The organism is Paenibacillus sp. Marseille-Q7038 (genome assembly GCF_965111595.1).
Genome location: NZ_CBCOOM010000001.1, coordinates 898,501 through 920,821 on the forward strand (window position 1 = coordinate 898,501; position 22,321 = coordinate 920,821).

Below are 22,321 nucleotides of genomic sequence, written 5' to 3' on the forward strand. Positions count from 1 at the left end.
ACAATCGTGAGTATTTTGGTAAATAAAGATACAAAAGTGATTACACAAGGTATCACGGGTGCGACTGCGAAGTTTCATGCGAAAGGTGCGCTGGACTATGGCACGCAAATGGTAGGCGGAGTGACCCCGGGTAAAGGCGGCACGACTGTCGACATTGAACTCGAAAATGGCAGTGTAGTTAAGCTTCCCGTGTATAACACCGTAAATGAAGCCAAAGAAGCAACAGGCGCAACAGCAAGTGTTATTTATGTACCGCCTGCTTTTGCTGCAGATTCTATTATGGAAGCTGTAGATGCTGAACTTGATCTTGTGATCTGTATTACCGAAGGAATCCCGGTACTCGACATGATCAAAGTAAAACGTTATATGGAAGGCAAGGATACGGTTCTGATCGGTCCGAACTGCCCAGGCGTGATTACTCCAGGCGAATGTAAGATCGGTATTATGCCGGGCTACATTCATATGCCAGGTCATGTAGGAGTTGTATCCCGCAGCGGTACGCTGACGTACGAAGCGGTTCATCAGCTTACAACACGTGGTATCGGCCAATCATCTGCCGTAGGAATTGGCGGAGACCCTGTTAAAGGATCCGAATTTATTGATATTTTATCTCGTTTTAATGATGACCCTGATACACACGCAGTGATTATGATTGGTGAAATTGGGGGTACTGCTGAGGAAGAAGCAGCAGAATGGATTCGCGATAATATGACAAAACCTGTCGTCGGTTTCATCGGCGGGGTTACAGCACCTCCAGGAAAACGTATGGGTCATGCGGGCGCTATTATCTCCGGTGGTAAAGGTACAGCGAAAGAGAAGATTGCAAAACTCGAATCTTGCGGCATTCGTGTATCTCCAACTCCATCTGAGATGGGCTCTACACTCGTAAGTGTACTGGAAGATCGCGGCATTCTTAACCTTTGTACGACTCATTAATATGATGTAACAGTCTATCAAGCCTTGTTTTGAAGACTTGTTAAAATTTTTTTCTTCTATAATAATAGGGGCAAACCCGAATCTGATTCCAGCCTAAAAGGTAAGCAACCTTTTTGTCGAATACATCGACAGAAGGGTTGCTTTTTGTATTTTATTATGGGTTTCTTTTGTTAGTTAAGGAAAGGGTGGAGAGTATGGAAGAGAGACATATTTTATTTGGACTTCAAGAGATGGAGGGGATTGGTCGTAAAACCATTAGAAGATGGATGACGAGTGGAAATTTATTAACGGACATGCTAAAATACGAAACTCAGGACTGGATTCAGTCCGGACTCTCGGCAGCAAGAGCTGCTGTGATGAAAGAATGCTTCCATGAATCATTTATTTATGAGAAACTTGAGCTGCTTCATAAGGAACGTATCGAAATTGTAACCTATTACGATAAAGACTATCCTATATTATTGAAGGAAACGGCGGACCCTCCTTGGGTTCTATACATAAAAGGGAATGCTAGTTTGCTTCATAAGCCGTCGATAGCGATGGTTGGAACCCGAGTTCCTACAGGTTACGGAAAAAAAGTAGGCGAGGTGTTTGCTTCACAGCTATGCAAGGCAGGGTATACGATTGTCAGCGGTCTTGCACGCGGAATAGATAGTGTATGTCACGAAGCTGCTATTCGCGCAGATGGTTTAACAATTGCTGTCCTTGGTGCAGGGCTGTCACATATTTATCCCGCCGAAAACCATGCTTTAGCGAGCCGGATTGCTTCTAGCGGATTGTTAGTATCCGAATATCCAATGCACCAAAAACCAAGACCTGGTCTTTTTCCTGAGAGAAACAGGATTATTGCGGGGCTGAGTTTAGGCACACTTGTGGTGGAAGCTGATTTACGCAGCGGATCTTTAATTACGGCTGATGCTGCATTAGAAGCAGGACGCGATGTATTTGCAGTTCCCGGCCCCATCACATCTCCTAAAAGTCAGGGGACACTTAATTTGATTAAACAAGGGGCTGCGCTAGTAACTAAGGTAGAAGATATTACGGATGAGTACAAGCATCTAATGAATTTAGCTAGAGAAGACAAGCAAGAAAAAGCCGGAGTTTATCCTGAGATGGGATCATCATCACTCCAGGAACTGATCCCAGAGCTTTCGAAAGAAGAAAGAAAAGTAGTTGATTTACTAGAAGCGGGCCCTATGACACTAGATGATTTTGTGGACAGGCTTCATCTTGATTTTGGACATTTGCATTCAGTTCTGTTATCTTTAATCATAAAAAAGCAGATTATACAATTACCTGGAGCTATATATAAGTTAATATAGATCCCTTTGACGTGATTTTACGTGTGATTTCGTCATAGGGGCATGCAGGCTATATTTTGAGAGGAGGATGAACCTATGGCGGATTCACTCGTCATCGTGGAATCTCCTTCGAAAGCGAAAACGATAGGGAAATATCTCGGAAGTAAGTATATCGTTAAGGCTTCGATGGGGCATATTCGCGATTTGCCAAAAAGTCAGATTGGCGTAGAAGTGGAAAATGATTTTAACCCTAAATATATTACCATCCGCGGAAAAGGTTCTGTACTGAAAGAACTAAAGGATGCTTCGAAAAAAGTGAAAAAAGTTTATCTGGCGGCTGACCCCGACCGTGAGGGGGAAGCGATTGCCTGGCATTTGGCTCATGCACTTGATCTTGATCAGACAGAAAGCTGCCGGGTTGTTTTTAATGAAATTACAAAACAAGCGGTAAAAGATGCTTTTAAAACACCGCGTAAAATAAATATGGACCTCGTGAATGCACAACAAGCAAGACGTATTCTTGATCGACTGGTAGGTTACAAGATCAGTCCTTTACTTTGGAAAAAAGTGAAAAAAGGATTGTCTGCTGGGCGTGTACAATCCGTTGCCGTTAAGATTATTCTTGACCGTGAGAACGAAATTGATGATTTTATTCCGGAAGAATACTGGAGCATTACTGCCAAACTAAGTGCAGATGGTAGCCCAATGGAAGCGAAGTTCCATAAGTGGAACGGAACCAAAATGGAACTCACAAACGAAGAACAAGTGAATTCGATACTGGGGCAAATTGAGAATGAAGATTTTACGGTTAAAGAAGTAAAAGAGAAGGAACGGACACGTAATCCGTCGGCTCCTTTTACAACAAGTTCATTACAGCAGGAAGCGGCTCGTAAACTTAATTTTCGTGCTGCCAAAACGATGTCTGTCGCACAGCAGTTATATGAGGGTGTAGATCTTGGTAAAGAAGGAACAGTAGGTTTAATCACCTATATGCGTACCGACTCCACTCGTATTGCGACATCGGCTCAGGAAGAAGCGAAAGATTTCATTTCTCAAAAATATGGAGAAACTTTCGTACCGGAAACATTCCGTCAGTACTCTAAAAAAGCAGCCAACGCACAAGAGGCGCACGAAGCGATTCGTCCTACCTCGATTCTAAGAGATCCAGATTCCGTGAAAGCATATACAAGCAGAGATCAATTCCGTTTGTATAAACTCATTTGGGAACGTTTCGTAGCGAGTCAAATGTCTTCTGCTATTCTTGATACTTTATCTGTAGATATTACTGCTGGGGATGCAACGTTCCGTGCTACAGGATCAAAAGTGCGTTTCCCTGGATTCATGAAAGTGTATGTAGAAGGAAATGATGATGGTACTACGGAAGAAGATAAGCTTTTGCCTCCGCTTAAAAGTGGAGATGCACTAGTTAAACAAGATATTGAACCAAAACAGCATTTTACTCAGCCACCACCGCGCTATACAGAGGCTCGTCTAGTTAAAACGCTTGAAGAACTTGGTATAGGACGTCCAAGTACGTATGCTCCTACCCTGGAAACCATTCAAAAACGGGGTTACGTAGCGATTGAAGAGAAGAAGTTTATGCCTACAGAACTTGGTGAACTCGTCATTGAACAAATGGAAACCTTCTTCCCGGAGATCCTCGATGTAGAGTTTACCGCACATATGGAAGAAGATCTTGACCATGTGGAAGAAGGTTCAGAGGATTGGGTGAAAGTACTTGCACAGTTTTACGGTTCCTTTGAGAAACGTCTTGAAGTAGCGGAAGAAGAAATGAAGGAAATCGAGATCGAGGATGAGGTTTCCGATGAAATTTGCGAAAAATGCGGGAAGCCGCTTGTATATAAACTTGGTCGTTTCGGTAAATTTTTAGCTTGCTCTGGTTTTCCTGATTGTCGTAACACGAAACCAATCATTAAAGACACAGGCATTGTTTGTCCAACCTGTAAGGAAGGACATGTTGTTGAACGCAGAAGTAAAAAAGGTCGTATATTCTTTGGATGTGACCGTTATCCAGAATGTGATTTCGTATCTTGGGATAAGCCGTCTACTAAACCTTGCCCGAGTTGCTCATCTCTCATGGTAGAGAAACGGAACAAGCAAGGAACGAAGCTGAAATGTACGGTATGCGATCATACTGAAATCATGGAAGAACCAGATGATGAGTCTGTTGAAATATAAAATACTAACAATGATATAGTGAAACCGGATAGACCGGACTGCTGTCAGCAGGTGGAAAAAATGAAGAGATGCTGTCAGCAGCAGGGAGGATATATGATGAGTGATAGAGTAGAGCAAGTAACCGTTATTGGAGCAGGTCTCGCAGGAAGTGAAGCGGCATGGCAAATCGCACAAAGAGGTGTGCCTGTTAAGCTGTATGAGATGCGCCCTGTTGTTAAAACGCCTGCACACCATACCAATCAATTTGCTGAACTTGTATGCAGTAATTCGCTGCGGGCTAATGGACTTACGAACGCGGTAGGTGTATTAAAAGAAGAAATGAGAATGATGGATTCGCTCGTAATCGGCTCCGCTGACCGTAATGCGGTACCTGCGGGCGGCGCTCTGGCTGTGGATCGAGATGGTTTTTCCGGTGAAATTACACGTATGCTTCATGAACATCCTCTAGTAGAAGTGGTGAACGAGGAGATCCAAGAAATTCCTACAGAAGGAATCGTCGTTATTGCGACAGGACCTTTAACATCTCCGGCTCTATCTGCTCAGATTAAAGAGCTTATGGGCGAGGAGTATTTTTACTTCTACGATGCAGCTGCACCGATCGTTGAAAAAGACTCCATTGATATGAGCAAAGTATATTTGGCTTCAAGATATGATAAAGGCGAAGCTGCTTATCTCAATTGCCCCATGAATGAAGAAGAATTCAATCGCTTTTATGATGCGCTCGTTTCAGCGGAAGTGGCTGAATTGAAAGAATTCGAAAAAGAAATCTACTTTGAAGGCTGCATGCCGATTGAAGTGATGATGAAGCGTGGTAAACAAACGGCATTGTTTGGTCCTATGAAACCCGTAGGACTCGTGAATCCTCACACCGGTGAACTTCCTTATGCGGTTGTTCAACTGCGTCAGGATAATGCAGCGGGTACTTTATATAATCTAGTAGGGTTCCAGACACATCTGAAATGGGGAGAACAAAAACGGGTATTCCAGATGATTCCTGGTCTTGAGAATGCTGAATTTGTCCGTTATGGTGTGATGCACCGTAACACATTTATTAATTCTCCAAAATTGCTTGAACCAACTTATCAATTCAAATCTCGTCCTAATTTGTTCTTCGCTGGACAAATGACAGGGGTTGAAGGTTATGTAGAGTCTGCGGCTTCCGGGCTTATTGCTGGTATGAATGCTGCAAATCTTGCACTAGGTCAAGATTTGTTTGTGCTTCCAAAAGAGAGTACACTAGGAAGTATGGCACACTATATTACCACTGCTGATTTCAAACATTTCCAACCGATGAATGCAAACTTTGGATTGCTTCCGAGTCTTGAACGTAAGATACGCAACAAGAAAGAAAAGAATGAGGCACTTGCGAATCGTGCTTTAGAAAGCATTCAACATTTCAAAGAAGAAAAAGGACTATCCGCGGAGAAGTAAGGATAGGCTAGCACGATGCCCGGCAAGTCTTTTTCTGACATGCCGGGCTTTTTTTAAACGAATGGAAGAGGAGGTTTCATGATGCAAACGACATTTCATGCGACGACGATTTGTGCTGTACGTCATAACGGCAAGGCAGCGATTGCTGGGGATGGGCAGGTAACAATGGGAGAATCCGTAGTAATGAAAAATACAGCGAAGAAAGTTCGCAGGTTATACCGAGGTCAAGTTGTGGCTGGTTTTGCAGGTTCCGTTGCCGATGCAATTACACTATTTGAGAAATTTGAAGGTAAGCTTGAGGAACATCATGGGAATCTTCAGCGTGCAGCAGTGGAACTCGCTAAAGATTGGCGCCAAGATCGTGTGCTTCGGAAATTAGAAGCGCTGATGATTGTAATGGACAAAACCGGCATGCTGCTGATTTCAGGCGGTGGAGAAATTATTGAGCCTGATGACGATCTGCTTGCGATTGGTTCTGGTGGGAATTATGCTTTGTCTGCCGCTAGAGCAATGAAACGAACAGCAACACACCTGGAAGCCAAGGATATGGCTCGTGAAGCACTACTTGTGGCTTCTGAAATCTGTGTCTATACAAACAATAATATTATCGTGGAAGAATTGTAAACTGAATCCATTTCATGTTTTATTGAGTTGTGAAATGGATTCAAACTATTTTAAGATAAGATAAATTAACTGGGAGGGAAGAAGATGTTAAACGAAGCTTTAACCCCTAGACAAATCGTGAGTGAATTGGACAAATATATCGTGGGACAAAAGCAGGCCAAAAAATCGGTTGCTGTAGCCCTACGGAATAGATACCGCCGCAGTAGACTTCCTGAGCATGCTCAAGATGAAATTGTACCCAAAAACATACTTATGATCGGACCTACCGGTGTAGGTAAAACGGAAATTGCTAGACGGTTAGCTAAACTGGTAGGTGCTCCATTTGTAAAAGTAGAGGCGACAAAATTTACCGAAGTGGGTTATGTTGGTCGTGACGTGGAGTCCATGGTTCGAGATTTAATTGAGACAGCGATTCGTATAGTCAAGCTTGAAAAAACAGAAAAGGTCAAGGACAAAGCCGAAGAAAATGCGAATGAACGCATTGTACAGATCCTTGTTCCTTCCGCAAATAAATCTAAAAATCAGAAGAATCCGTTCGAGATGATTTTTGGCAATCATAATCAACAGACGGAGGAAGCAGATCCTGCACAAGAAGCGAGCATTTCTGAGCGCAGACGCAAAGTGAAATTTGAACTGCTATCCGGTCAGCTTGAGAATGAGGTAATTGAAATTGACGTTGAAGATGCAGCCCCGAACATGTTTGACATGTTCGCTGGTCAAGGAAATGACCAAATGGGAATGAATATGCAGGAGATGTTTGGCAACTTCCTGCCAAAACGCACGAAAAAACGCAAGCTTAGTATAAAAGAGGCACGGAAAGTTCTCATTCAAGAAGAAGCCAGCAAACTGATTGATATGGACGATGTGACGCAAGAGTCCATCAGACGCGCTGAGCAATCGGGTATCATCTTTATTGATGAGATAGATAAAGTAGCCAGCCAGGGACGCGGTTCAGGCCCTGACGTCTCTCGTGAGGGTGTTCAAAGGGATATTCTCCCTATAGTGGAAGGATCGACCGTAATGACCAAATACGGCCCTGTGAAGACGGATTATATTTTGTTTATTGCTGCGGGTGCATTTCATGTGTCTAAACCGTCAGATCTGATCCCAGAGCTCCAGGGACGTTTCCCAATCCGCGTGGAACTGAATAGTTTGACGTTGGATGATTTTGTTTCTATTTTGACAGAACCTAAAAATGCACTGACCAAACAGTATACAGATCTTCTTCTGACAGAAGATATTGAAATTGAATTTTCACCAGAAGCGATTCGCGAGATCGCTAATATCGCAGAAGCTGTAAATCAAAGCACAGAGAATATCGGTGCGAGAAGACTCCATACCATTTTAGAAAAACTATTGGAGGACCTTTCTTTTGAAGCACCAGAACTTACACTCGATAAGATGCTCATCACGCCAGAATATGTAAAAGAGAAATTAGGTGAGATTGCGAAAGATCGTGATCTTAGTCAATACATTTTATAAAATAGAAGCTCTTTAAAGGATAAGTCCTTTAGAGGGCTTTTTTTATGTGTTAATTTTCGTTTTAATGCAAAATATGTGGTGTGAAATAAATAGTTAACTGAAAATAAAACGTTTAAATGACAATAAATGCGTTTAACTATTATATAGACTGGTTCAATATCTCCATTTCGACTTTGTATACTTGACTTTGAGTATCTTAGAAATGAGAAATTAGGTTGAAAAAACCTATATTTTATAGGACTCTTTTTTCATTAGAATGAAGTTTTATTATGGTTTATACTCAAAAAGTCCTCATTATTGATAAAAGATAGGGCTTTTTTCTTATTGTAATAAATGCCCAAGTGAAAGAAACTTATGTTATATGACAAATAACTTCGTAATTCTACTAAAGACCTATGAAAAGAAATAATGAATGCCATATTTGTCGAAAATGAGTCGGCTAAGGTCTTATTTTATATAGAAGTCATTTTAGGAATTAAATAAGGGAGGTGAGTGTTATTAATTTGTTAAATGATAGTAGCTTTAAGACACTTCAAGCGGGAATTGATCCGCAAACATCAGACAGCGTGCGATTGCTAACAATATAGCCAATAGTGACACCCCTTATTTCAAACGGTCTGAAGTCAAATTCGAAGAGTTTTTGCAAGATGAAATGAAAGGGAATGTAAGTACATTAAGTGGGAAAACGACAAATGAGAAACATATTCCTATAGGTCTTAGTAGCAAAACCCCTGTTGCGCGAATTTCGACAGATCATAATACGATAATGAATAATAACGAAAACAATGTCGATGTGGATAAGGAAATGACCCTTTTGGCAGAGAATCAACTTCGTTACAATGCCTACATTCAGCAGGTCACAGAACAAATTAAGATGATGCGTATTGCAACGGGAGGGAGTAGCTGATGAATATTAGTAATAGCTTTGACATTAGTTCTTCTGCATTAACCGCTCAGCGTCTTCGGATGGATGTGATTTCGTCAAACATCGCAAATGCAGAAACAACGAGAGCGAAGATGGAGAACAGTGAAGCAGTACCTTATAAACGAAAAATGGTTGTACTAGAAACTAGCAAATCAAGTTTTAAAAATATCGCAGACGCAAATGGAAGGTAAGGGAGTTCAGCAAGGTGTGATCGCAACCTCCATTCAGGAAGATACAGCGCCACTAAAGTCGGTATATAACCCAACACATCCGGATGCAAACGCCGAAGGGTACGTATATATGCCCAATGTTGATATAACTAAAGAAATGGTAGATTTAATTAGTGCTTCAAGATCTTATGAAGCAAATGTAACCGCGCTAAATGCTTCAAAAGCAATGGTGTCGAAAGCACTTGAAATCGGCAGATAGAGATTATTAGTTACTACATATTTTTCTAGGAGGGACCAAAGATGATACAAAATACGATGCTACAAACATCTGCTTTACAATCTCCTTCAACGAGCGGAACACAAAGTAAATCAACCCCCTCAGACACTATCAAACAATTCTCATCCTATTTAGAAAATGCGGTCAGTCAAGTGGCCGACCAAGAGAAAACATCTCATGTCATGTCAACAGAATTTGTTAAAGGGAACGTCAATGTGGATCAAGTCATGATTGCTTCGGAACAAGCACTGCTGAGTTTGCAGTTAACCAATCAAATTCGAAATAAAGTGGTTGAAGCTTATCAGGAAATCATGCGGATTCAAATGTAATAGAGGTATGATTAGCAAAAGTTCGGATGAGGTGACGGAGTGAACGAGAGAATCGCCCAGTATAGAGAGAAGATATCTCAGTATTGGAACAAATTTACCAAAAAACAAAGGATATTACTGATTTCTACGGTGGTGTTTCTCATCATTGCCATCGTTGCGCTTACGATTCAATTCTCTAAAACGGAGTATGAAGTAGCGTTTACTGATCTTAGTGCAGAGGATTCAGCTGGGGTCATGAGCTATCTTGAAAGTGGAAATATTCCTTTTGAGTTAAATAAAGATGGGACAAGCATTTCAGTACCCAGCACACAAGCGGCAAGAGTGAAAGTAGATGTTGGATCACAAGGATTAATTCAGAACGGATCGATTGGTTACGATATCTTTGAACAAAACGGTTCGATGATGGGTTCGACAGATAAAGAATTCGAAGTCAAATACGCTAACGCTTTTAATGGCGAGATTGAACAAATGCTCCGGACTATGCAGGGAGTACAAGATGCAAAAGTATTAGTTAATCTTCCTGAAAAAAGTTTGTTTGCTGGCTCTGATCAAGAAACAGCTTCCGCTTCCGCAGTCCTGACTCTTCAGCCAGGGTATCAAATGTCACAGAAGGCAGTGGACGGATATTTTAACTTAATGAAGACTGCGGTACCAAATTTACCCTTGGAAAACATCACAATATCTACGAATCAGGATGAAGAACTTCAACCAACCGAGCGTGGTGGAGGAAGTGGACTAGGTGAAGTACAAGAGAACATGGCGCTTCAGAAAAAATATGAGGGCGATGTTCAAAAGAGTGTAAAAGAATTTTTAACAGGTATCATCGGTAACACAGATATTAATGTGCTTGTGACATCGAATCTGAACTTTGACAAAGTGAACGAAACTCAAAATCTGGTCACTCCGGTAGATGAAGAGAACATGAAAGGGATTGAGATCAGTGTTCAAGATATTCAGAGTAGTTACACAGGCGGTACTGCAGAAGATGGCGGTGTAGCAGGAACAGGAGAAGGGGATGTTGTAAATTACCCAGCTGCGGGTTCTGAGACTTCAAGCGGAGAAGATAGTTCCACGACAATCAATTACGAGGTTAACCGAATCGCAAAGGAAATCATCCAAAGTCCATACACTGTAAAAGATTTAACCATTAATGTAGCAGTTGAACCACCACAAGGACAAGAAATTTTAGATGACCCAACAAGAGAAGCAATAGAAACAGTTTTAGTGAATATTGTGAGAGCGTCACTTGCAAATTCAGGAAGTACATATAATGACGATGAACTAGAAAAGAAAGTCTCTGTACTCTCCAAACCAGCGCAAGCGGCCACAAATACCCAAACAGGAATTCAGTTGTCTTCAGGTATGATATGGGGCTTAGCAGCGGGTGCTGTATTACTACTAGCAGGTGGAGGATACTTGATTTACCGAAATCGCCGTAAGAAGGAAGAGGAATATGAGGAAGATGATCTTCCGCTTCAGATTCCAACCGAATTTCCTTCTGTTAATATAGAAACGGTCACAAATGAAAGTCAGGTACGTAAACAACTGGAGTCACTCGCGAAGAAAAAACCGGATGAATTTGTTGATTTGCTTCGGACTTGGCTTGCTGATGAATAGGGGTGAGAGACTTGGTTAAGACATCAGGAAACGGATTAACAGGAAGACAAAAAGCAGCAATCCTACTCATAACATTAGGACCTGAGGTATCAGCCCAAATTTTCAAGCATCTACGAGATGAAGAGATAGAGCAGCTAACTTTAGAAATAGCCAATGTAAGAAAAGTCGAAGGTGGAGAAAAAGAACTCATTATGTCAGAGTTCCACCAAATTTGTTTGGCACAAGAATACATTACACAAGGCGGTATTAACTACGCACGGGAGATTTTAGAAAAAGCACTCGGATCTCAAAAAGCACTAGAAGTGATTAACAGGCTAACCGCTAACCTTCAGGTCAGACCATTCGACTTTGCTCGGAAAGCGGATCCGAATCAGATTCTTAACTTTATACAAAATGAGAGCCCGCAGACGATTGCGCTTGTCTTATCTTACTTGCAATTTGAACAAGCGGCGGCCATTCTTTCCTCTCTTCCGCAAGAGAAGCAAGCGGATGTTGCAAGGCGGGTTGCGGTAATGGATAGCACTTCACCAGAAGTGATAGCCCAAGTAGAAAGAGTACTTGAACAGAAATTATCTTCCACGGTTACGCATGATTACACGAATGCAGGTGGTATTGAATCGATCGTTCAAATCCTAAATGGAGTTGACCGCGGAACAGAGAGAACGATACTTGATTCTCTGGAAATACAGGATCCTGAACTGGCGGAAGAAATCAAGAAACGGATGTTTGTCTTCGAGGATATCGTTAATGTCGATGACCGGTCGATTCAGCGTATCGTTCGAGATATTGATAATGCTGATCTACAGCTTGCACTCAAGGTGGCGAGCGAGGAAGTTCGGAATTCCATCTTTAACAATATGTCTAAACGCATGGCGGAGACCTTTAAAGAAGAAATGGAATTCATGGGACCTGTTCGATTACGTGATGTAGAAGAAGCCCAAACCCGTATCGTTGCAACAATTAGAAGATTGGAAGAAGCTGGTGAGATTATTATTGCTCGCGGTGGAGGAGATGATATCGTTGTCTAATCTGATTAAATCCTTTGAGTATGTACCCGTTGATACCCATAAGCAGGTGAAATCGGTTCATGAGTATGGTGAAAAATCAGGTGTTGAAGCGAGTTCTGATCATAATGTGAGAATAGCGGAAGAAGAACAAAAGCCAACGGTTGATGAAGAAGCGATTCGAATGAAACACGAAATGCTCGGGAATGCGAAGGACTTTGCAGAACGGCAAGTGCGTGAGGCTGCAGAAGAAGCGGAGCGTTTACTTCAGGAAGCCAAGGAACAAATTGCTGCATGGTGGGAAGAAAAAAGACTTCAAGATGAGCATCTGATGGATGCTCTTCGCTCAGAAGGATATCAGCAGGGTTATCATGAGGGTGCAGACAAGGCAAAAGAAGAGCTTCACACTTATATGGAAGAAAAAATGTCAGAAGCACAGATGGTGCTGAGTGAAGTTTACGAAGCCAAAGAACAGATTATACAGGAAGCAGAACCTTTTCTAGTTGAACTCAGCACGGCAATTGCAGAGAAAGTAATCGATCATCAGCTTTCAACAGACCCGAGTCTTATGATTGAACTGATTCGAAAGAATTTGGCAAGAAAAAGAGAACAAGGCGTTATCACGTTATGTGTATCTCCTAAGGAATTTTCATTTGTCCAAGCTGCTAGAGAGGAATTGACTTACGCAATCGACTCCCAAGCTGAACTGAAAATATTGCCGGATGCTTCCGTTCGCGATAAAGGATGTGTTATTCGTTCTTCCTTCGGAAGTGTCGATGCCAGAGTGGATACACAACTCACCGAAATTAAGAAAGAATTGATCCGGGTAGCACTGGATAGTGAGGAGCGGACGAATTCATATGAAGGTTCTTAGTTCACAGCGGTACATGGATCAGCTGAAACAACTGGACCCGGTTCGTATTAATGGGAAAGTTACTCAGGTTATTGGGCTAATGGTTGAATCGGAGGGCCCAGATGCAAGCATAGGAGATGTTTGTTACATTTATCCGACGAATTCAGCCGTTCCGCTGAAAGCAGAAGTGGTCGGATTTCGAGATAATAAAGTACTTCTGATGCCACTTGGTGATCTCCAGTCGATTGGTCCTGGCTGTGATGTAGTAGGAACGGGAAAACCGTTGAATATTCAAGTCGGATCTGAACTTCTAGGTAAAGTGCTGGATGGACTAGGACAACCTCTCGATGGTTCACTTATACCGGCCCGAATGCAGCGCTATTCGACTTCAAGTGCACCTATTAATCCATTGAATAGACCCCGAGTGCTTGAGCCTATTAGCATTGGTGTTCGCGCAATCGATGGACTGCTCACAATTGGTAAAGGACAGCGGGTGGGGATCTTTGCTGGATCAGGGGTTGGTAAAAGTACCTTAATGGGGATGATTGCCCGTAATACATCAGCCGATGTCAATGTAATTGCTCTTATCGGGGAACGTGGACGCGAAGTATTAGATTTTATCGAACGTGATCTGGGGCCAGAAGGGCTCGAACGTTCCGTAGTTATCGTAGCTACATCGGATCAGCCCGCACTAGTACGCATCAAAGGAGCACTGATTGCAACTACCATTGCAGAGTATTTCCGAGATCGCGGCATGAATGTCATGCTGATGATGGATTCGGTGACAAGATATGCGATGGCCCAGCGTGAAGTGGGTCTTGCGGTCGGCGAGCCGCCTGCGATGAGAGGTTACACTCCTTCCGTATTTGCTAGTTTACCTAAACTATTGGAGCGAGCGGGGACGGGACCTGTAGGATCGATTACTGCTTTTTACACGGTCCTTGTGGATGGGGACGACATGAATGAGCCGATTGCTGATGCTGTCCGTGGTATTCTCGATGGACATATTGTGCTGAACCGGGGGATTGCGAATAAAGGACATTTTCCAGCTATAGATGTGCTCGCGAGCATAAGCCGGGTGATGAAAGATATTGCTCCTGCGGAACAGATTGATGCAGCTGAAAATATTAAACGTCTCATGTCGGTCTATAAAAACTCGGAGGATCTAATTAATATCGGTGCTTATCAAAAAGGTTCGAATATAGAGATCGATGAGTCGATTGACCGAATACAGGATATATGGCGGTTTACTCAGCAGAAGGTAGATGAAAAAGTAGTATTGGATGAAGTAAGACAAAGACTAATTACCGAGTTTGCAAGGAGATGACTTAGTACATTATGGGGTTTACTTATCATTTTCAAAAAGTTGTGGATCTCAAGTCGAAGGAGAAAACACAGGCGGAGTGGCTTCTTTCTTCTGCTATTGGTAAACTGCAAGCCGAGGAAAATCATTTGCTGGAACTTGTGAGAGATCGAGAAAATCTCATGGAAGGCATTTCTTCTTTCTCACTGCAAAGCGCTTCGGCTTCTAGTTTACAAGAGATGAATCGTTACGTTCACTATCTAGATGAATGCATCACCCGCAAAAATAATGATGTGGCTCATGCCGAAGTGAACGTAAAACAAAACCAAGCTTTTTTGAACGATAAAATGCTGGATGAAAAAGTATGGAACCAGGCGCGAGAAAAAGAAAAAATGCATTATCAACAGGAGATGCTCCTTAGAGAACAAAATGAACTGGATGAAATGGCAACGGTGCGCTTTGCTGTAAGAGCACGTTAAAGAATGTGCGGGCGTGATGCACCGAAGGAGGAATGATGTTTGGTAGACAAGGATCGAGAGGAACTGGAGCGAGAGTCCGGAGGGGCTTGGGAGAAATTTATGATTATTGCAATCCCTGTCGTCTTTTGTCTCGTACTGGTTGTTGTACTGCTTGTCGTTCTGAATGTTGATTTCAGAAAAAATGCAATCGATATTGCGAGTAAAATTCCGATAGTGAAAGAATGGATACCAGAGGAAGCATTAGATCCAGAGACCCAAAAAGAAAGGCAAGCCGAGAAACAAATTGAAAGCAATAAGGCAGTCATCGATAAATTAAAGACACAGCTTGCTGATGCGAAAACGGAGCTAGAGCAGGTGCAACAGGAAAAAGCTGAACAGGATAGCAATGTACAGAAATTAGAAGATGAAATAAAAGAGTTACAGGTAACAACGAGTTCTAGTGATAATGCTACAGCGTCAGATGAAACAGAAACCTTAGACCCTTACGAAAAGCAAGTGAAAGAACTCGCAAAAATGTACGGCCAAATGAAGCCGAGTAAGGCAGCTCCTATTATTCAAAGTATGACGCTTGAAGAGCAGGTTCAGCTTCTTGCGGAGATGAAATCAGACGCACAACGTAGCATTCTTGAAAAAATGACGCCTCAAGCAGCTGCTGAAGTTACCGCGGCACTAAAAAATACAACGACTTCTGAAAGTCGGGCCATTGCAGCGTTACAATCCAAAATGAACGACAAACAAGCCACATCAACGACTACATCTAACAGCCGAAACTTGGATAAAAATGAGCTGACTCAAACCTTTTCGTCGATGTCAGCAGACAATGGTGCAAACTTAATTCTTGAGACATATAAACTAAGTCCAGATCAAGCCATCACGATTTTAAAAACAGTAGATGATGCAACAAGATCAAAATTACTAGATCAAATGTCTTCTGCTGATGCTGCTGTCTCTGCAAAAATATTAAATCGTTTGATGGGGAGTAAGAATTAGGTGATATTTTTTATGAAGTGAGAGGAGGTGAAAAAACGAATGATATCTTCTTTTTCACAAGTAGGAAAAGCAGTTAGTTTGGTGGATTCTGGATCTGAGGCTAGTAAGACAACTGGAAACGAATCATCTGGGTTTCTTGCGGCTTTGCAAGTGAACATGCAGACAACGAGTGAGGGGAGTAATCAAACGGTCAGCAAGGAAACGCCGGCAATGTTTACTTTTCTAACTGTAAATCCAGATGAAAGTGTTGCTCAGGAAGTGAACACAAGTACTTTAGACGACGAAACTCTCAGTATGGAAGCAGAAACGATTATCGATGAACTCATTACCACACTTGAGCAAGATGAAGATCTGAATAATAGGGAAGAACATGAGGAAATGATGGTTGAGCTGAAAGGGTGGCTGCAGCAAGCCTTATATTATCTCTATCCAGTAAATAATGAAGAAACAGCAGAGCAAAACGTATCTTTTCAAGCGATTAATGCACTTTCTGAGCAGTCGGATACAGTAAAGTATGCTTTACAGGAAGTACTACACCAATTGGTAGAAGCAAGTAAAACAAATTCAGAAGCAGCTGCACCACTAGAAGATCTTATACATACCCAGGAGCAGCTTATCCTAAACCTGAAAGAGATTTTAGGAAAAACAGATATAAAAACAGAATCCGTTACTACATTAAATTCGCTGATGACCGAACTTAGCTTGATAGCAAGAAGCACCTCCACTTCATCAGAGAAAGCAATGTTTTCTATAGAACCTGCACTCCTTTCAGGAGATACTGAGATTTCGGAAAACTCTGGTGAACAAAACGGTAGTAACAAGCTAGCAGCAAAAGAAATGATCAAAGTAACGACTCCTCATGAGTCAGTACAGCAAAGTGTAGATCCCGAATCTTCTCAGGAAGTAAATACCGAGGAGACGCAGGATAATCAAGGTACAAACCCTATCACTGCAGGGCAGTTAGCTATAAAGAATGGAACAGCACCGCTAACTAGATCAGAAACGGTCATACCGGTTCAACAATTTTCTAAAGAGATGTCTGAATTTGTCGTTAGTAAATTTGAAATTGTGAAGCAACAGGGAATGACAGAAGCCGTTATTTCTTTAAGACCTCAACATTTAGGTCAACTGGACGTGCAGTTATCGATGCAAAATGGTCATTTGATTGCAAAGTTCATGACAGAGCATGCAGGAGCGAAGGATTTGCTGGAACAACAAATGACGCAGTTAAGAGCTGTACTTCAGGCTCAAGGGATTCAGGTAGAACGACTTGAAGTCACTCAGAACACCTCATTATCATCACATCTGTATCAGGACGGAGGTAGTTCAAACGGACAGCCTGGTAACCAGCGCAGATCTAAAGAACGAGAACAAAGCAATGAAGATCTACTAACTACAGTGGAGATACAAGACGAGCTTCGTGCATGGATGCAGGAGCAGCAAGAATTGGAGTTATATACGGAAGGAGATCAGACAAGCGGATTCACTGCGAAAATATAATTAGCGAAGCGGGGTGTGAACATGTCAGCAGATATTATTTCAACTACGAATAATTGGCCTAACTATTCAGCTTCCAATGTAACTACAGCAGCGGGTAAAGAATCCTCTGATGCGATGGGTAAGGATCAATTTTTAAAAATACTGATTACTCAGTTACAGAACCAGAATCCGATGCAGCCGATGGAAGATAAAGAATTTATCGCTCAAATGGCTCAGTTTACTTCTGTAGAACAATTGTCCAATATATCGGGTCAACTTCAAAATTTATCACAATCTTTAGGTGCGGTTTCTGGACTGATCGGTAAACAAGTAAGCTGGATTGGTAATAGTGATGGTTCAAATGAAGGTGCTGTTCAAAGCGGTGTTGTGGAATCCATAATTATTCGGGATCAAATGCAGTATGCAGTTATTAATAATAAGGAAATCCCGCTGAAAGACATTACTCAGATCAGTGATGTAAAAACAGAAGAAAAAGTTTTGGAAGCCAGTGCCTCTTCAGATGAACAAGTTGATGTAAGCGAAGAAGCCGATGGAGCTGAGGGATGAGTGGCGGCTCCGTAAGAGTAGGTCAACTGTATACAAGTACAGTTAATTCTCCCATCACTCGTGATACCAGTAAGTCAGTATCAGAAGAAACCGTTTCTTTTAACAAACTATTTCATGATGAGTGTATAAAGCTTAGTTATCATGCTTCTAAAAGATTAGAGCAGCGAGGTATACAGCTCGGTAAAGATCACTTAGAAAAGATTGCTGAGGCTGTTGATAAGGCGGCAGCCAAAGGTTCTAAAGAAACACTTGTGCTGATGGAAGATACCGCTTTTATTATAAATGTAAAGAACCGAACGATCGTAACTGCGGTGAATGGACCCTCGTTAACAGAAGGTGTATTTACGCAGATTGATAGTGCTATTATCATTCCTTAATTATCTATGTAAGGCTGGCCCTAACGGAAAGCCTGAGGCTTGCGGATCGACTGAAGCAGCCAATCAACCAATCGGAGGTAAAAATAATTATGCTTAAATCCATGTACTCCGGAGTATCCGGCATGAGAGGGTTCCAAACGAAGCTGGATGTCATCGGTAATAACATTGCAAACGTCAATACAACAGGATTTAAATCGAGTCGAGTGATGTTTAAGGATATTATGAGTCAAACCACTGCAGGTGCAACCTCCCCTACGGATGAAAACGGCGGTGTGAATTCCAAACAGGTTGGGCTTGGAGTTAGTGTAGGATCGATCGATACGATGCATTTAGCAGGCAGTGCACAGACCACTAATAATCCAACGGATCTTCGTCTGGAAGGTGACGGGTTTTTCCTAGTCAGTCTTTCGGAAGATCAGGAAGTCCCTTACCTAACGCGGGCTGGAGATTTTCATGTGGATGCCAATCGCAGATTGGTTACCTCAGATGGACTGTTCGTGCTTGATTCAGGCGGTGCTCCTATAACGCTTGATGATGAGGTAGTCGCTTTTTCTATCGGTCAAGATGGAACCATTAACCAACAAATGGCGGATGGAACGATGGAAGCTGGCGTACAACTAGGGATCGGTAAAGTATCTAACCCTAGCGGCCTTGATAAAATCGGAGGAAATTTGTACCGAATGACAATGAATGCGAATCTCGACGGGGAACTGGAGATAGTAACGGCAAATGATGCGGAAGCAGGTACGGGTTCAATCGTGGCTGGTCAGCTTGAGATGTCAAATGTGGACTTAACCGGAGAGTTTACAGAGATGATCGTTGCGCAGCGTGGTTTTCAGGCAAATTCCCGCATAATTACCACTTCTGATGAAATACTTCAAGAAGTCGTCAATCTTAAACGTTAATGACTAGTATCTGCGTAGGGAAGTGAAGCAAGCTTCCCGAAGCAGCTTACTGCAGGAGGTATCTAGAGATGATAGCAGTTACAAAGTTAAACGGAGAAAGCCTATTTTTAAATGCGTTGCTCATTGAGACTGTGGAAGAAACACCAGATACATACATCACCCTGATCACAGGCAAACGTTTAATTGTACTTGAGAAAGCAGATGAAGTCATTCGTAAGATCAAGGAATATAACCGGGGAATCGGCATCCATGCGGCGACAATTAAATTGCAGCAGCAAACGGAGGATATGTAAATGAAGAAAATGTTACCCTGGATCTCTACCATTATGCTTGCCGTTACACTTATTGTGCTCGTGACCATCATCATGAAGGGTCAGATGAATGCAGGAAACGAACAGCCAACTACGAAAGTGAGCGACAGCAAACCACATCTATCAGCCGATGAAATTGTTGAGGTAAGTTCCGAAATTATCGATATCAAAACAAATTTGGCCGATCCTAATTATCTTGTGCAAATGAACTTTGCCTTTCAACTGGATAGTAAAAAGGCGAAGGAAGATTTCGAGAAAATTAAAGATCTTGTTGTGACACCGATTATTATTCAAAAGCTGGCAGACACAAGCCCTGAAACGCTGAATGTAACGGTAGGAAGAAAGAAATTCAATAGCGAGTTGAAAGTTTTAATTAACAAAGAACTTACAGAAGGCCAATTACAAGATATTCGAATTACGAAGTTTCTTTCGACGCCAATGATGTAATGTGTCCCGGCTCAATTTTAAACCTGCAAGGGGGTGAATGAAATGGTTGATGTATTATCACAAAATGAGATTGATGCCCTCCTCGCAGCTCTTTCCTCTGGAGAAATGGATGCTGAAGAGCTGAAAAAGGAAGATAGCCAGAAGAAAATAAGGTCATACGACTTTAAAAGGGCAGTTCGGTTTTCTAAAGATCATATTCGAAGTTTAACCCGAATTCATGAAAACTTTGCTCGGTATCTGACGACATATTTTTCAGCTCAGCTACGAACGTTTGTCCAGATCAATGTAGTGCAAGTAGAACAATTGCCTTATGACGAGTTTATTCGCTCTATTCCTAAAATGACCATTTTGAATATATTTGAGGCAGAACCGCTTCAAGGGAGAATGGTACTTGAGGTGAATCCGAATGTTGCTTATGCCATGCTCGATCGTCTGCTTGGGGGTCCAGGCACATCTACTGCAAAAGTAAACACTATGACTGAGATTGAAATCACCATTATGGAGCGTATATTCAGCAAAGCATTCGACAGTTTGCAAGAGGCATGGAAGACCGTTCTTGATATCAAACCTCGGATGGAGGCTTTAGAGACGAATCCACAGTTTATGCAAATTGTATCGCCGAATGAGACGATTGCTTTGATCTCGCTTAGCACAAAGATTGGGGATACAACAGGCATGATCAACCTTTGCATTCCACATGTAGTTGTAGAGCCGATCATGTCAAAACTATCAACCCATCAATGGTTTATATCAGAGAAAAAATCGCGGGCTCCTGAAGAAATGATCGCTTTGAAAGAAAGAGTGAAGAAAGCCAAACTTCCGATTATTGCGGAGCTCGGGGAATCCCAGATATCGATTGCTGAGTTTCTGTCGCTTGGAGTCGGCGATGTGATCGCACTAGGTAAACCAGTAAACGAAGGATTAACGATTAAAGTAGGCGAAAAGGCCAAATTTATAGGAAGTCCAGGTAGCCTCAGAGACCGAGTAGCAGTACAGATAGATGAGATCCTCATGGAAGGAGTGGAAGAACTTGACGAGTAAAGACTTTTTGTCCCAGGAAGAGATCGATGCTTTATTAAAGCAAACAGAATCTATTTCCAGCGGTGAGCCGGTAGTGCAAACAGTGGATGATTATTTGACCCCACTCGAACAGGATGCCCTCGGTGAGATAGGGAATATCACATTTGGGAGTGCGGCTACGGCACTTTCTACTTTATTAGGTAATAAAGTAGAAATCACAACACCGAAAATTTCTATTATTAAAAGATCAGAATTTGAAGAGGAATTTCCTAAACCTCACGTGACTGTTCATGTCACTTATGTAGACGGGTTTGAAGGGATTAATTCACTCGTAATCAAGAAAAAAGATGCTCAGGTCATCGCTGATCTCATGCTTGGTGGTGAAGGGAATCCCAAGGACGAAGAACTGAATGAAATTCATATCAGTGCCGTTCAAGAAGCAATGAATCAAATGATGGGTTCTTCAGCCACATCAATGTCAACTCTATTTAATCGATTCGTAAATATATCTCCGCCAAGTATAGATATTCTAAATACAACTAGCGGTGAAGGGTTAAATAATTTCCCGGTAGATGAAACGATGATTAAAGTTTCATTTCGTCTACTTATCGGGGATTTGATTGATTCTACGATTATGCAATTGCTGAGAGTGGACTTTTCCAAAGATATGGTAAGGATGCTGATTCATGGCACGGAAGAGATGGAAGAGGTATCTACAGGTAATGTGACCGAAACATCTGCACCGGTGGAAGAAGCAGTAAGTGCGCCGCCAGAACCTGCAACTTATGAATCTCCTACTTATGAGCAGCCAATGCATCATGCAGAGGAGAATGTTCCTTACCAGGATCCTTGGCAAGCACCTATACCGCAGCAGCAGAACCCATATCAAAATTACCCTAACCAAGGTATGCAGCAACCTGCACAAATGTCGAATCCAGAACCGCAACATTACGGAAACATGCACGCCCGTGGTGTAAATGTGCAACCAGTACAGTTCGCAAACTTCCAAAACGGTGCTTTTGGGCAACCAAGCGACAATAATTTGAATTTATTGATGGACATACCACTAAAAGTAACCGTAGAATTAGGAAGGACCCAAAAGCAAATTAAGGATATTCTGGAATTGTCTCAAGGCTCCATCATTGAACTCGATAAACTGGCCGGTGAGCCCGTGGATATCCTCGTCAATCAGAAGCTGATTGCTAAAGGTGAAGTGGTTGTCATTGATGAGAATTTTGGAGTACGAGTAACCGATATCGTAAGCGAGTGGGACCGACTGCAGAAAATACAATAAG

General features: G+C 42.1%; 21 protein-coding genes and 2 pseudogenes. All 23 read left to right on the plus strand.

What is annotated here, in order from left to right; translation table 11 throughout:
* The first annotated feature begins 6 nt into the window (after positions 1-6).
* The 23 genes and pseudogenes from sucD (at position 7) to fliY (ending at position 22,320) form a co-directional block, all read left to right on the plus strand.
* Entirely contained in the window at positions 7-936 is a 930-nt protein-coding gene (sucD, locus tag ACWPWY_RS04400; RefSeq protein WP_191798352.1) for a succinate--CoA ligase subunit alpha, read from the plus strand.
* Positions 937-1,130: 194 nt separating this feature from the next.
* Complete coding sequence (dprA, locus tag ACWPWY_RS04405) at positions 1,131-2,258, plus strand: DNA-processing protein DprA (protein WP_454190566.1); 1,128 nt, start codon at positions 1,131-1,133, stop codon at positions 2,256-2,258.
* 75 nt (positions 2,259-2,333) lie between these two features.
* Positions 2,334-4,436 carry a type I DNA topoisomerase gene (gene topA / locus ACWPWY_RS04410; protein WP_454190567.1) on the plus strand — a complete coding sequence of 701 codons (2,103 nt, stop codon included), beginning with the start codon at positions 2,334-2,336 and terminating at the stop codon, positions 4,434-4,436.
* A gap of 96 nt (positions 4,437-4,532) precedes the next feature.
* On the plus strand, positions 4,533-5,867 hold the full coding sequence (gene trmFO, locus ACWPWY_RS04415) for an FADH(2)-oxidizing methylenetetrahydrofolate--tRNA-(uracil(54)-C(5))-methyltransferase TrmFO (protein ID WP_454192791.1): 1,335 nt from the start codon (positions 4,533-4,535) through the stop codon (positions 5,865-5,867).
* Between the two features lie 81 nt (positions 5,868-5,948).
* The gene (hslV, locus tag ACWPWY_RS04420; protein WP_454192792.1) at positions 5,949-6,491 is read left to right on the plus strand and encodes an ATP-dependent protease subunit HslV; all 543 of its coding nucleotides are present in this window, start codon (positions 5,949-5,951) and stop codon (positions 6,489-6,491) included.
* An 84-nt stretch (positions 6,492-6,575) separates the two neighbouring features.
* Positions 6,576-7,973: an ATP-dependent protease ATPase subunit HslU gene (gene hslU / locus ACWPWY_RS04425; RefSeq protein ID WP_454190568.1), complete on the plus strand. Its 1,398-nt coding sequence runs from the start codon at positions 6,576-6,578 to the stop codon at positions 7,971-7,973.
* A gap of 497 nt (positions 7,974-8,470) precedes the next feature.
* Positions 8,471-8,880: pseudogene (gene flgB, locus ACWPWY_RS04430) on the plus strand (flagellar basal body rod protein FlgB).
* Positions 8,880-9,327: pseudogene (gene flgC / locus ACWPWY_RS04435) on the plus strand (flagellar basal body rod protein FlgC). The pseudogenes flgB and flgC overlap by 1 nt, the downstream one beginning before the upstream one ends.
* 41 nt (positions 9,328-9,368) lie before the next feature.
* A complete protein-coding gene (gene fliE, locus ACWPWY_RS04440; protein ID WP_454190569.1) occupies positions 9,369-9,674 on the plus strand; it encodes a flagellar hook-basal body complex protein FliE in 306 nt (101 codons plus the stop codon).
* A gap of 39 nt (positions 9,675-9,713) precedes the next feature.
* Positions 9,714-11,291: a flagellar basal-body MS-ring/collar protein FliF gene (gene fliF / locus ACWPWY_RS04445; RefSeq protein ID WP_454190570.1), complete on the plus strand. Its 1,578-nt coding sequence runs from the start codon at positions 9,714-9,716 to the stop codon at positions 11,289-11,291.
* An 11-nt stretch (positions 11,292-11,302) separates the two neighbouring features.
* Positions 11,303-12,319: a flagellar motor switch protein FliG gene (fliG, locus tag ACWPWY_RS04450; protein WP_454190571.1), complete on the plus strand. Its 1,017-nt coding sequence runs from the start codon at positions 11,303-11,305 to the stop codon at positions 12,317-12,319.
* Positions 12,312-13,169, plus strand: coding sequence for a FliH/SctL family protein (locus tag ACWPWY_RS04455; RefSeq protein ID WP_454190572.1), 858 nt, complete (start codon positions 12,312-12,314; stop codon positions 13,167-13,169). Before fliG ends, ACWPWY_RS04455 begins: the two co-directional genes overlap by 8 nt.
* Positions 13,156-14,475 carry a flagellar protein export ATPase FliI gene (gene fliI, locus ACWPWY_RS04460; protein WP_454190573.1) on the plus strand — a complete coding sequence of 440 codons (1,320 nt, stop codon included), beginning with the start codon at positions 13,156-13,158 and terminating at the stop codon, positions 14,473-14,475. Before ACWPWY_RS04455 ends, fliI begins: the two co-directional genes overlap by 14 nt.
* Positions 14,476-14,486: 11 nt before the next feature.
* On the plus strand, positions 14,487-14,930 hold the full coding sequence (gene fliJ / locus ACWPWY_RS04465) for a flagellar export protein FliJ (protein ID WP_191798374.1): 444 nt from the start codon (positions 14,487-14,489) through the stop codon (positions 14,928-14,930).
* 39 nt (positions 14,931-14,969) lie between these two features.
* Entirely contained in the window at positions 14,970-15,920 is a 951-nt protein-coding gene (locus tag ACWPWY_RS04470; RefSeq protein ID WP_191798376.1) for a MotE family protein, read from the plus strand.
* Positions 15,921-15,959: 39 nt separating this feature from the next.
* The gene (locus ACWPWY_RS04475) at positions 15,960-17,420 is read left to right on the plus strand and encodes a flagellar hook-length control protein FliK (RefSeq protein WP_454190574.1); all 1,461 of its coding nucleotides are present in this window, start codon (positions 15,960-15,962) and stop codon (positions 17,418-17,420) included.
* A 15-nt stretch (positions 17,421-17,435) separates the two neighbouring features.
* A complete protein-coding gene (locus ACWPWY_RS04480) occupies positions 17,436-17,966 on the plus strand; it encodes a flagellar hook capping FlgD N-terminal domain-containing protein (RefSeq protein WP_454190575.1) in 531 nt (176 codons plus the stop codon).
* Positions 17,963-18,343 (plus strand): TIGR02530 family flagellar biosynthesis protein, encoded by a 381-nt coding sequence (locus ACWPWY_RS04485; protein WP_454190576.1) that lies wholly within the window; start codon positions 17,963-17,965, stop codon positions 18,341-18,343. The genes ACWPWY_RS04480 and ACWPWY_RS04485 overlap by 4 nt, the downstream gene beginning before the upstream one ends.
* A gap of 89 nt (positions 18,344-18,432) precedes the next feature.
* A complete protein-coding gene (gene flgG, locus ACWPWY_RS04490) occupies positions 18,433-19,248 on the plus strand; it encodes a flagellar basal body rod protein FlgG (RefSeq protein WP_454190577.1) in 816 nt (271 codons plus the stop codon).
* Between the two features lie 68 nt (positions 19,249-19,316).
* Entirely contained in the window at positions 19,317-19,541 is a 225-nt protein-coding gene (locus ACWPWY_RS04495) for a flagellar FlbD family protein (protein WP_191798387.1), read from the plus strand.
* Positions 19,542-20,006: a flagellar basal body-associated FliL family protein gene (locus ACWPWY_RS04500; protein ID WP_454190578.1), complete on the plus strand. Its 465-nt coding sequence runs from the start codon at positions 19,542-19,544 to the stop codon at positions 20,004-20,006. It abuts the gene before it with no gap.
* Positions 20,007-20,048: 42 nt separating this feature from the next.
* On the plus strand, positions 20,049-21,047 hold the full coding sequence (gene fliM / locus ACWPWY_RS04505) for a flagellar motor switch protein FliM (protein ID WP_454190579.1): 999 nt from the start codon (positions 20,049-20,051) through the stop codon (positions 21,045-21,047).
* Positions 21,037-22,320, plus strand: coding sequence for a flagellar motor switch phosphatase FliY (gene fliY, locus ACWPWY_RS04510; protein WP_454190580.1), 1,284 nt, complete (start codon positions 21,037-21,039; stop codon positions 22,318-22,320). Before fliM ends, fliY begins: the two co-directional genes overlap by 11 nt.
* The last annotated feature ends 1 nt before the right edge of the window (position 22,321 follow it).